At 73.7% G+C, this 11,816-nt stretch carries 9 protein-coding genes; 3 read left to right on the top strand and 6 right to left on the bottom strand.

Features of this window, described 5'->3' with window-relative positions; all coding sequences use genetic code 11:
• Window positions 1-115: 115 nt before the first annotated feature.
• Window positions 116-1,822, bottom strand: a complete 1,707-nt coding sequence (locus tag L1885_RS14900) for a glycerol-3-phosphate dehydrogenase/oxidase (RefSeq protein WP_235797585.1) — start codon at window positions 1,820-1,822, stop codon at window positions 116-118.
• A gap of 676 nt (window positions 1,823-2,498) precedes the next feature.
• Here L1885_RS14900 and L1885_RS14895 point away from each other — a divergent pair.
• On the top strand, window positions 2,499-3,767 hold the full coding sequence (locus tag L1885_RS14895) for a nucleotide sugar dehydrogenase (RefSeq protein ID WP_235797584.1): 1,269 nt from the start codon (window positions 2,499-2,501) through the stop codon (window positions 3,765-3,767).
• A 205-nt stretch (window positions 3,768-3,972) separates the two neighbouring features.
• On the opposite strand, the gene L1885_RS14890 is transcribed toward L1885_RS14895, so the two are convergent.
• From L1885_RS14890 to L1885_RS14875, 4 genes are all read right to left on the bottom strand, one after another.
• The gene (locus tag L1885_RS14890; RefSeq protein ID WP_235797583.1) at window positions 3,973-5,097 is read right to left on the bottom strand and encodes a GuaB3 family IMP dehydrogenase-related protein; all 1,125 of its coding nucleotides are present in this window, start codon (window positions 5,095-5,097) and stop codon (window positions 3,973-3,975) included.
• 128 nt (window positions 5,098-5,225) lie between these two features.
• Entirely contained in the window at window positions 5,226-6,728 is a 1,503-nt protein-coding gene (gene guaB / locus L1885_RS14885) for an IMP dehydrogenase (RefSeq protein WP_235797582.1), read from the bottom strand.
• Window positions 6,729-7,027: 299 nt separating this feature from the next.
• The gene (locus tag L1885_RS14880; protein ID WP_235797581.1) at window positions 7,028-7,603 is read right to left on the bottom strand and encodes a sigma-70 family RNA polymerase sigma factor; all 576 of its coding nucleotides are present in this window, start codon (window positions 7,601-7,603) and stop codon (window positions 7,028-7,030) included.
• Window positions 7,604-8,419: 816 nt separating this feature from the next.
• Entirely contained in the window at window positions 8,420-9,031 is a 612-nt protein-coding gene (locus L1885_RS14875; RefSeq protein ID WP_003948568.1) for a response regulator transcription factor, read from the bottom strand.
• Between the two features lie 316 nt (window positions 9,032-9,347).
• Here L1885_RS14875 and L1885_RS14870 point away from each other — a divergent pair, with 316 nt between their 5' ends.
• Window positions 9,348-9,695: a WhiB family transcriptional regulator gene (locus L1885_RS14870; RefSeq protein WP_235797580.1), complete on the top strand. Its 348-nt coding sequence runs from the start codon at window positions 9,348-9,350 to the stop codon at window positions 9,693-9,695.
• A 347-nt stretch (window positions 9,696-10,042) separates the two neighbouring features.
• Here the strand turns inward: L1885_RS14870 and L1885_RS14865 are convergent, their stop codons facing one another.
• Window positions 10,043-10,942 (bottom strand): LysR family transcriptional regulator, encoded by a 900-nt coding sequence (locus tag L1885_RS14865; protein WP_235797579.1) that lies wholly within the window; start codon window positions 10,940-10,942, stop codon window positions 10,043-10,045.
• A 101-nt stretch (window positions 10,943-11,043) separates the two neighbouring features.
• Between L1885_RS14865 and L1885_RS14860 the strand changes: the two genes are divergently transcribed.
• Window positions 11,044-11,816 (top strand): MOSC domain-containing protein (locus L1885_RS14860; RefSeq protein ID WP_235797578.1); only part of this gene is annotated, 773 nt, incomplete at its 3' end.

The following is an 11,816-nucleotide window of genomic DNA, read 5'->3' as shown; positions in this document are numbered from 1 at the left end:
GCCGCGCGGGAGGCCGGCGGATCGCGCCGGACCCGGCGCCGCGGCCCCCCGCGACCGGCGACCCGTGGCCCTGGGGACCCGAGAACCCGGCACGCGGGCGGGCGTGCGGGCGGGATCAGAGCGGGGCTATGTCCGGGGCGCCCAGCCGCGCCGCGTCGGCCGTCAGGTCGTCCGGCTGCCGCTGCGACTCCCGCTCGGCCTCGACCCGCTTGCCGTAGTGCAGCACCTCGCGCTCGACCTGGTCCGCCTCCCAGCCGAGCACGGGCGCCATCAGCTCGGCGCACTCGCGGGCGCTCAGCGTGCCCCGGTCGAAGGTCTCGATGGAGATGCGGGTGCGCCGGGTCAGGACGTCGTCCAGGTGGCGGGCGCCCTCGTGGGACGCCGCGTAGACGATCTCGGCGCGCAGGTAGTCGTCCGCCGCCGCGAGCGGCTCGCCGAGCGAGGGATCGGCCGCGATCAGGTCGAGGACTTCCTCGGCGAGCGTGCCGTAGCGGTTGAGCAGGTGCTCCACCCGCGCCACATGGAGGCCGTGGCGGACCGCGGTGCGCGCCCGCCCGTTCCACCGCGCGTGGTAGCCCTCCGCCCCCAGGAGCGGCACGTCCTCGGTGACGCAGTCGGCGACGCGCTGGTCGAGCCCGTGCACCGCCGCGTCGACCGCGTCCTTCGCCATCACCCGGTACGTCGTGTACTTGCCGCCCGCGACGACCACGAGCCCGGGCACCGGGTGGGCGACCGTGTGCTCCCGCGAGAGCTTGCTCGTCGCGTCGGACTCGCCCGCCAGCAGGGGCCGCAGGCCCGCGTACACGCCCTCCACGTCGTCCCTCGTCAGCGGCACCGCGAGGACGCGGTTGACGTGGTCGAGCAGGTAGTCGATGTCCGCGCTGGACGCGGCCGGGTGGGCCTTGTCCAGGTCCCAGTCCGTGTCGGTCGTGCCGACGATCCAGTGCCGCCCCCAGGGGATCACGAACAGGACGGACTTCTCCGTGCGCAGGATCAGCCCCGTCGAGGAGTGGATGCGGTCCTTGGGCACGACCAGATGGATGCCCTTGGAGGCCCGCACGTGGAACTGGCCGCGCTCGGCGATCAGGGCCTGGGTGTCGTCCGTCCACACCCCCGTCGCGTTGACCACCTGCCGCGCCCGGATCTCGTACTCCCCGCCGGCCTCGACGTCCCGCACGCGCGCGCCGACCACCCGCTCGCCCTCCCGCAGGAAGCCCACCACCCGCGCCCTGGGGGCGACCCTGGCGCCGTAGCTCGCGGCCGTGCGCACCAGCGTCGTCACGTAGCGGGCGTCGTCGACCTGGGCGTCGTAGTACTGCAGGGCGCCCACGAGTGCGTCCTTGCGCAGGCACGGCGCGGCCCGCAGCGCGTGGCGGCGCGTCAGGTGCCGGTGCGCGGGCAGGCCCCTGCCGTGGCCGGAGGACACCGACATCGCGTCGTACAGGGCGACGCCCGAGCCCGCGTACAGCCGCTCCCAGCCCTTGTGCTGGAGCGGATAGAGGAACGGGACCGGTTTGACGAGGTGCGGCGCCAGCTTCTGCAGCATCAGGCCGCGCTCCTTCAGCGCCTCGCGGACCAGGGCGAAGTCCAGCATCTCCAGATAGCGCAGGCCGCCGTGGATGAGCTTGCTGGAGCGGCTGGACGTGCCCGACGCCCAGTCACGCGCCTCCACCAGCCCGGTCGCCAGACCGCGCGTCGCCGCGTCGAGCGCGGTGCCTGCGCCGACCACGCCCGCCCCGACCACCAGTACGTCGAGCTCGTGCTCGGCCATCGCTGCCAGCGCCTGCTCGCGCTCGGCGGGTCCCAGTGTCGCCGTCCTCACTTGCTGCCTCCCGAGGCCCCCGTACGGATCATGAACGTCCCACCCATCGATTCTGTCCGCACAGGCCGTGTTCAGGCAGGGCCTGTGGACGAGCCCCGGCCGGCCCGCCCCGTCTGTGGACAACTCCGCCACCCGCAAGGGTGATTCGCGCCGCATCGGCGGGCCGTCACCGCCGCATCGGCGGGCCGTCACCGCCGCACCGGCGGGCCGTCACCGCCGCATCAGCGGGCCGTCACCGCCGCACCGGCGGGCCGTCATCGCCGCACCGGCGGGCCGTCACCGCTCCCGCCGCGTGCGCGGCGCGCCACCGCCCACCGCCACCACTTCCGGCTCACCGCCCAGTACTCCGGGCCCCACCGCACCCACCGCCGGCCCACCGCCCAGCGCCACCCCCCGACAGCACCCCCGTGCCGCGCCGCTCCGCCTCGCCCTGCCCGTCGTCCCGGCCGCTCCGCCAACCGGCCCCCACCTGCGACAACACGCCGACTTGCACCGTCCCCCAATACGACATAACGGTCATATTTACGCCTAGTCTGAAAGTGCGCCTGACCGCTGCGTGTGTCGGGGCCGCCGCGCAGGGCGCGTACCACCGCGTGCGTGTTGTGCGGTCGCCGCCCGGCGCGCGTCCCGGCAGGCGACCACAGTCCACCGCGAACAGGGAAGGACGGCCGCCGCCATGCCCGCAGACCTCGCCGTCGTCGGACTCGGCCACCTCGGCCTGCCGCTCGCACGCGCCGCCGTGTCGACCGGGATCGCCACCGTCGGCTTCGACACCGACCCGCGTCCGGTCGCACAGCTCGCCGCGGGACACACGCCGGCCGAGGGCGTGCTGACCGCGGCGGAGGCGCGCCGCATGCTGTCCGGCGGCTTCCGCCCCACCACCGACCCCGCCGAACTCGGCCGCGTGCGCACCGCCGTCATCTGCGCCCCCGCCCCGCTGGGCGCCGACCGGACGCCCGATCTCACCGCGGTCGGCGAGGCGGCCCGGGCCCTGGCCGCCCGGCTGCGCCCGCACACCACGGTGCTGCTGGAGTCGCCCGTGGCGCCCGGCACGACGGAGGGCTTCCTGCGCGAGCTGCTGGAGGAGGGCTCGGGGCTGCGCGCCGGACGCGACTTCCACCTCGCGTACTCGCCCGGCCGCCTCGACCCCGGCAACCGCACCCACGGCATCGCCAACACGCCCAAGGTCATCGGGGGCCTCACGCCGGCCTGCACCGAGTCGGCCGCCGCCTTCTACGGCCGGCTCACCGAGAAGGTGGTCCGCGCCCGGGGCCCGCGCGAGGCCGAGACGGTCAAGCTGCTGGAGACGAACTTCCGGCACGTGAACATCGCCCTCGTCAACGAGATGGCGATCCTCTGCCACGACCTCGGCGTCGACCTGTGGGACGTCATCCGGTGCGCGGAGACCAAGCCCTTCGGCTTCCAGGCGTTCCGGCCGGGCCCCGGCGTCGGCGGCCACGGCGTGCCGATCGACCCGGGCTACCTCCCGCACACCGGGCGGGCGCCCGGCCACCCGCACCCGCTGCGCATGGTCGGCCTCGCGCAGGAGATCAACGGGCGCATGCCGCAGTACGTGATCCAGCGGTGCGCCACCCTCCTCAACGAGCACGGCAAGTCCGCGCGCGGCGCCCGCGTGCTGCTGCTCGGCGTCACGTACAAGCCGGACCTCGCCGACCAGCAGGCCTCCTCCGCCACCGAGATCGCGGGCCGACTGACGGATCTCGGCGCGAGCGTCAGCTACCACGACCCGTACGTCCCCGAGTGGGACGTGCGCGGGCTGCCCGTGCCGCGCGCCGAGTCGCTGTACGAGGCGGCGGCGGACGCCGACCTGACGGTGCTGCTCCAGCACCACCGCACGTACGACCTGCAGGGCCTCGCGGTCAAGGCGCAGTTGCTCCTCGACACCCGGGGCGCGAGCCCGGCCGGGGCGGCGTTCCGGCTCTGAGCCCGGCGGCGGCGCTTGCCGGGGGCTCGCCGCCGCGGACGCCCGCCGGCCTGCCGTCGGGAGTCGCGCACACGGCGAAGGGCGGGACCGCGTCGTCGGTCCCGCCCTTCCGCGATCCGGCCGGGCCGCCGGCGCACGAGGCCCGCGGGCCCGGCGCAGGGCCCCCGTCCGGGGCCGGTCGCCGGGGCCCTGCCGGGCCGGTGCCTCAGCGCTTGTGCTGGGCGTCCGCCACCGTGACCTCGACCCGCTGGAACTCCTTGAGCTCGCTGTAGCCGGTCGTCGCCATCGCGCGGCGCAGCGCGCCGAAGAAGTTCATCGAGCCGTCGGGGATGGTGGACGGGCCCGTGAGGACCTCCTCCGTGGTGCCGACCATGCCGAGGTCGACGAGCTTGCCGCGCGGCACGTCCTCGTGGACGGCCTCCATGCCCCAGTGGCGGCCCTTGCCGGGCGAGTCCGAGGCGCGGGCGAGCGGCGAGCCGATCATGACGGAGTCGGCACCGCAGGCGATGGCCTTCGGCAGGTCGCCGGACCAGCCGACGCCGCCGTCGGCGATGACGTGCACGTACCGGCCGCCGGACTCGTCCATGTAGTCGCGGCGCGCGGCCGCCACGTCCGCGACGGCGGTCGCCATCGGCACCTGGATGCCCAGCACGTTGCGCGTGGTGTGCGCGGCGCCGCCGCCGAAGCCGACGAGGACGCCCGCCGCGCCCGTGCGCATCAGGTGCAGCGCCGCCGTGTACGTCGCGCAGCCGCCGACGATGACCGGCACGTCAAGCTCGTAGATGAACTGCTTCAGGTTGAGCGGCTCCGCGGCGCCCGAGACGTGCTCGGCGGAGACCGTCGTGCCGCGGATCACGAAGATGTCCACGCCCGCGTCGACCACGGCCTTGGAGAACTGGGCGGTGCGCTGCGGGGAGAGCGCGGCGGCGGTGACCACGCCCGAGTCGCGCACCTCCTTGATGCGCTGCCCGATCAGCTCCTCCTTGATGGGAGCGGCGTAGATCTCCTGGAGGCGGCGGTTGGCCGTGGACTCCTCCAGGCCGGCGATCTCGTCCAGCAGCGGCTGCGGGTCCTCGTAGCGCGTCCACAGCCCTTCGAGGTTGAGTACGCCGAGGCCGCCGAACTCACCGATGCGGATCGCCGTCTCCGGGGAGACCACCGAGTCCATCGGGGCGGCGAGGAAGGGCAGGTCGAAGCGGTAGGCGTCGATCTGCCACGCGATCGAGACCTCCTTCGGGTCGCGCGTGCGGCGGCTGGGGACGACGGCGATGTCGTCGAACGCGTACGCCCTGCGCCCGCGCTTGCCGCGCCCGATCTCGATCTCAGTCACGATGTGGCCTTTCCCTCTACGTCTGCCGTCCCCAAGTATCTCCGAGGGACGGCTCCGGGCACGGCGGAGGGGCGGGTCCTTCTCGGACGCCGCCCCTCGCTCAGGTGTTCCCGGTGCCGACCGCCGGCTCAGTGCGAGCTGTAGTTCGGCGCTTCCACGGTCATCTGGATGTCGTGCGGGTGGCTCTCCTTGAGGCCGGCCGCCGTGATGCGCACGAAACGGCCCTTGCGCTCCATCTCGTCGATGGAGGCGGCGCCCACGTAGCCCATCGTCTGGCGCAGGCCGCCGACCAACTGGTGCAGCACCGCGGCGAGCGGGCCCCGGAAGGGCACCTGGCCCTCGATGCCCTCGGGGACGAGCTTGTCGTCCGAGGCGACCTCGGCCTGGAAGTAGCGGTCCTTGGAGTACGAGCGGGCCTGGCCGCGCGACTGCATGGCGCCGAGCGAGCCCATGCCCCGGTACGACTTGAACTGCTTGCCGTTGATGAACTGCAGCTCGCCGGGCGACTCCTCGCAGCCCGCGAGCAGGCTGCCCAGCATCACGGTGCTGGCGCCCGCGGCCAGCGCCTTGCCGATGTCGCCCGAGTACTGCAGGCCGCCGTCGCCGATGACGGGGACGCCGGCGTCGAGGCAGACGGTCGCCGCCTCGTAGATCGCCGTGACCTGCGGGACGCCGATGCCGGCGACGACGCGGGTGGTGCAGATGGAGCCGGGGCCGACGCCGACCTTCACGCCGTCCACGCCGGCGTCGAGCAGCGCCTTCGCGCCGTCCGCCGTGGCGACGTTGCCGCCGATGACGTCCACGGACACGCTCGACTTGATCTTCGACATCCAGCTCAGCGCGTTGCTGTTGTGCCCGTGGGAGGTGTCCACCACGAGGAAGTCGGCACCGGCCTCGGCCAGGGCCTGCGCCCGCTCCAGCGCCTCCTGGCTCGCGCCCACGGCCGCACCGACCAGCAGCCGGCCCTCGGAGTCCTTCGCCGCGTTGGGGTACTGCTCGGCCTTCACGAAGTCCTTCACCGTGATGAGGCCCTTGAGCACGCCGTCGCCGTCGACGAGGGGAAGCTTCTCGATCTTGTGCCGGTGGAGCAGCGCCATCGCGTCGACGCCGGAGATCCCGACCTGGCCCGTGACCAGCGGCATCGGCGTCATGACCTCGCGCACCTGGCGGCGGCGGTCCGACTCGAAGGCCATGTCGCGGTTGGTGACGATGCCCAGCAGCTTGCCCGCGGCGTCCGTGACCGGCACGCCGCTGATGCGGAACTTCGCGCACAGCTCGTCGGCCTCGCCGAGCGTCGCGTCCGGCCGCACCGTGATCGGGTCCGTGACCATCCCGGACTCGGAGCGCTTGACCAGGTCGACCTGGTTGGCCTGGTCGGCGATCGACAGGTTGCGGTGGAGCACGCCGACGCCGCCCTGGCGCGCCATGGCGATCGCCATGCGCGCCTCGGTGACCTTGTCCATGGCGGCCGACAGCAGGGGGATGTTCACCCGGACGTTGCGCGAGACGAGGGACGACGTGTCCACCTCGTTCGGCAGCACCTCAGAGGCCCCGGGCAGCAGCAGCACGTCGTCGTATGTCAGCCCGAGTGTCGCGAATTTTCCGGGCACTCCGTCGACGTTCGCAGTCATGACACCTTCCCCATATGGCCTTGATCGGTGCGGATGTCCATGCTAACGGCCTCCGGGGTGTGCCTGATTCCGTCGGCGGGAACGCTCGGAAACCGGCCCACCGACCGCCATCGTCCGGCTACGGTGAGCGGTTGCGCGGACGTCCTTCCCCTCTCCCACCGCCCGGCTCCCGCCGCCCGCGGGGCCGGAAGGGCCCCGGAGCGTGGCGCATCTCTCCCCGGCCCGCCGCCGCGGTGCCGGGCTCGGCGCGGTCCGCCGGACGGTGCCGGGCTCGGCGCAGGGGGCGGTCCGCGGGGCGCTCACTGCTCGGCGAGCGCCCGCAGCCGGCTCAGCGCGCGGTGCTGCGCGACCCGTACGGCACCCGGCGACATGCCGAGGACCTGGCCCGTCTCCTCGGCCGTGAGCCCCACCGCGACGCGCAGGACGAGGAGTTCGCGCTGCGTCTCGGGCAGGTTGGCCAGCAGTTTCTTCGCCCATTCGGCGTCGCTGCTCAGCAGCGCGCGCTCCTCGGGTCCGAGCGAGTCGTCCGGGCGCTCCGGCATCTCGTCGGACGGGACCGCCGTCGACCCCGGGTGCCGCATGGCGGCGCGCTGGAGGTCGGCGACCTTGTGACCCGCAATGGCGAACACGAACGCCTCGAACGGCTTGCCGGTGTCCCGGTAGCGCGGCAGCGCCATGAGGACCGCCACGCAGACGTCCTGCGCGAGATCCTCCACGAAATGGCGCGCGTCACCCGGCAGTCGGCTCAGCCGTGTGCGGCAGTAGCGGAGCGCGAGGGGGTGGACGTGGGCCAGGAGATCGTGGGTCGCCTGCTCGTCGCCGTCCACGGCACGATGGACGAGGGCACCGATCACCGTCGTCTCGTCGTCGCGCATCGGTCCATGGTGCCTTGACGCCTTCGGATCCGTGGCACCGAGTCTCCCGTTGTGCACCGAAGCGTTATGAGCAGGTGCGGCGGAACTCATCCCCTGCGCCCTCCCCTCGCTCGTCCGGCTCGTTCCGAGGAACTCCACACAGTCAAGGATGCGTCATCACGCGGGAAACGAGGCAGCGGGCGTACGGCCGGATGCCGTCACCGCCGGAGCGTCCCGCGCGATGTCGTCCTTGCTTACGGATACCCGCAGCTCCGGGGGGTCAGGCCCGTCGTTCAGGGGATTTCGTGCTGCGTGCGGGGCGCGGAGGACGCGGCGGCACCGGGCGTCCGCCGGGCGGGAGTCCCGTAGAGGCCCGTTCCGCCCGCCGCGCGGACCGCCCGTTCGGTCCGCACCCGGCTTCGGCCCGCGTCCGGTCCGTCGCCGGCGTCCGGTCCGTTGCCCGGGCCTTGCCCGTCGAGCCGAGTGCCGGTTCGTCCGCCCGGTCCGGTCCGCTCGTTCACCCATGTCCGGCCCGGTGCGCCTTCGCCGTCGCACCGCTCCCGTCGGGTCCGGTCCGAGTCGTCCCGTCGCCCCGGTCCCGTTCGCCCGGCTTCCGTGCCGTACGGCGTACGTTCCGGCCGCGGGCGGACGGCCGGGGCAGGTGCCGCGACCGGGGACCACGCGCGGGGACGTCGCTTCCGCGGCCGCCGGCGGAAGCCGCCTGCGCGGCCCCTGACCGGCGCGGGAGGCTCCGGCGGAGGACGGAGGCCGCGATCCGCCCGGGGCGCCCGCCCCGCGAGGTCGCGAACGGCGACCGGCCGGGGCGGGACCGCGCGCTCAGCGCACCAGGCCCCAGCGGAAGCCGAGCGCCACGGCGTGCGCGCGGTCGGAGGCGCCGAGCTTCTTGAACAGGCGCCTCGCGTGGGTCTTCACCGTGTCCTCCGACAGGAACAGCTCCCTGCCGATCTCGGCGTTGGACCTGCCGTGGCTCATGCCCTCCAGCACCTGGATCTCGCGCGCGGTGAGGGTGGGCGCCGCGCCCATCTCCGCGGACCGCAGCCGCCGGGGCGCGAGCCGCCACGTCGGGTCGGCCAGGGCCTGCGTCACGGTCGCGCGCAGCTCGGCGCGGGAGGCGTCCTTGTGGAGGTAGCCGCGCGCGCCGGCCGCGACGGCCAGCGCGACGCCGTCCAGGTCCTCCGCGACCGTCAGCATGATGATCCGGGCGCCGGGGTCGGCGGAGAGCAATCGGCGGACGGTCTCGACCCCGCCGAGGCCCGGCATGCGGACGTCCATCAGGATCAGATCGGAGCGGTCGGCGCCCCAGCGCCGGAGTACCTCCTCGCCGTTCGCCGCGGTCGTCACGCGCTCGACGCCGGGCACGGTCGCGACCGCGCGGCGAAGCGCCTCTCGGGCAAGCGGGGAGTCGTCGCAGACGAGCACGGATGTCATGACCGTCCTCCGCAACTGATGCGCGTCACCTTGAGCCTCCAGGCTGTACATGTCGTCACCTGCGCGGTTGACGCTTTCGGACATGTGCCCGATCGCCACTTCTCTCAACCGCCTGACCTCATCAACGATGGTCACCCGAAAGAGTTACGGGCCCCTCACACAGAGCTATGCCCCATTTAGTCGCTTTTCTTCGCTTCTGGTGGTGTCTGCGGCTAGATTCGCAAAGAGTCATATTTACATCTACTTACACAAGAGATGTACCGTCAGTACCGTCATGAGCATTTGATTCCGTCCAGGTTTCAAGGGGACATGAGCAATGGCAGATTTCTCCCGCCTTCCAGGACCCAACGCGGATCTGTGGGACTGGCAGCTCCTGGCAGCCTGTCGCGGTGTGGACAGTTCACTGTTCTTCCACCCCGAGGGCGAGAGGGGCGCGGCACGGAGCGCGCGAGAGAACTCGGCGAAAGAGGTGTGCATGCGGTGCCCGGTCCGCGCGGAGTGCGCGGCCCACGCACTGGCGGTACGGGAGCCGTACGGCGTGTGGGGCGGCTTGACGGAGGACGAGCGCGAGGAGCTGATGGGCCGGGCGCGCACCCGGCTCGTACCCGCGTCCGCCTCGGCGTCCGCCGGCCACCACGGCGCCGACGACGTCGCGGACGACTGACACCGTCCGGACGCCCGCTGGAGAAGAAACGTTCCTGCACGCACGCGGCCCGACCGGTCGCGCGGTGCGGCGTGCGGCCGTCGTGAGAGCGGCCGTCGTCAGGCCGGCGTGAGTGCGGCCGTCGTGAGAGCGGTCGTCGTCAGGCCGGCGTGAGAGCGGTCGTCGTCAGGCGGTCAGCCGTCCTGTGATCGTCCGGTCGTCCTGTCGTCCTGTCGTCCTGTACTCGCGAGACCGACGCGGACGAGACCGACGCGGTGAGGCCCGCCCGGGTGCGGCCGGCCCCGTGAGGTCGGCCCGCGCGTCGTCGGTCCGCGTGGGGTCGGTCGCGGCGAGGCAGGCAGGCGCGGTCAGCGGCGCGCCGCCGCCGTGAGTTCGTCGAGGGTGGCCGCCACGGCGGGGACGCGTGCCAGGTCGGGCAACGTGAGCGCGACGATCTCGCGCGAGACCGACGGCGCGACGGCGACCCGGCCGACCCCTTCCGTACGCACAGGGGCCAGCGCGAGCTCCGGCAGCAGGGCCACTCCGAGGCCCGCGGCGACGAGGCCGACCACCGCGGGGCAGTCGTCCGTCGCGAAGTCGATGCGGGGCTCGAACCCCGCCGCCCCGCACGCGTCCACCAGTTGGGTGCGGCAGCGCGGGCAGCCCGCGATCCACGGCTCCTCGGCCAGGTCGGCCATGGCGACCTCGCCGGCGCCGGCCAGGCGGTGGTCCTGCGGGACCAGCCCGATCAGCCGGTCCACGAGGAGCGGCCGCACGGTCAGGTCCTCCCACTCGCTCGGCCCGCCGCTCGCGCCGTCGTAGCGGAACGCGAGGGCGACGTCGCAGTCCCCGTCCCGCAGCATCTCGACCGAGCGCGGGGGCTCGGCCTCGACGAGGGACACGCGCGTGCCCGGGTGGGCCGCGCGCAGGGCGGCCAGTGCGGCCGGCACCAGCGTGGAGCTGCCGCTGGGGAACGAGACCAGCCGCACCCGCCCGGCCCGGAGCCCGACGATCGCGGCGACCTCCTCCTCGGCCGCGGTGAGCCCCGCGAGGATGCCCGTCGCGTGCCGGACCAGGATCTGCCCCGCCTGCGTGAGGCGCGTCTCGCGGCCGGCGCGGACGAGCAGGCGCGTGCCGGCGGACGCCTCCAGGGACTTCATCTGCTGGCTGACGGCCGGCTGTGTGCAGCCGAGCTCGCGCGCGGCGCCGGAGAAGGAACCGGTGGCGGCGACGGCCCGCAGGACGCGCAGATGGCGTGCTTCGATCACGCCACCATTCTACGCGGCGCATAAGACAGCCTTTGATGTGTCGCACTCGACAGCCGAAATCCTTTGGACAGCCCGTCGCGGCCGCCGCTACCGTGACCGGCATGGAACTTCTGTCGGTGAACGTGGCGCGGCCCAAGCGCGTCGAGTACACGGATGCGGCCGGCGGCGTCACGGGCATCGACAAGCGTCCGGTGACGGGTCCCGTCATGGTCTCGGACCCGGGTGCGAAGGGTCTGGGCGGCAGCGGGCTCGCGGGCGACGCCGTGTGCGACCTGCGCCACCACGGCGGGAGCGACCAGGCGGTGTACGCCTTCGCGCGCGAGGACCTCGACCGCTGGGAGCGGGAGATCGGCCGCCCTCTGGGCAACGGGGCGTTCGGCGAGAACCTCACCACGTACGGCATCGACCTGACCCGGGCCAGGATCGGCGAGCGCTGGCGGATCGGCGGCGGGGTGGTCCTCGAGATCACCAGCGGGCGCATCCCCTGCCGCACGTTCCAGGGCTGGGTGGGCGAGAAGGGCTGGGTCCGGCGCTTCACGCGGCGCGCGGAGACCGGCGCGTACCTGCGCGTGCTCGTGCCGGGCGAGGTGCGGGCGGGCGATCCCGTCGAGGTGATCCACCGCCCCGCGCACGAGGTCACCGTGCAGCTGGCCTTCCGCGCGGTGACGCTGGAGCGCGAGCTGCTGCCGCTGGTGCTGGCCGCGGGCGACGCGCTGCACGGCGAGGAGCTGCGCCTCGCGCGCGAATACGTGGCGAAGTACGGGCACGGGACGGCCGCACCGGCCCCCGGGGACGGGGGCGCGGCCGGGGCGGTCCCGGCACCGGCGGGGGCCCTCCGGGCCGCGCCCGCCTCCGGCGCCGTCCTCCAGCAGGC

Origin of the sequence: Streptomyces fuscigenes, from assembly GCF_021556455.1 — a bacterium.
GTDB lineage: Bacteria > Actinomycetota > Actinomycetes > Streptomycetales > Streptomycetaceae > Streptomyces > Streptomyces fuscigenes.
The sequence above is the reverse complement of the archived record's forward strand: the minus strand, read 5'-3'. Positions and strand labels throughout refer to the sequence as shown.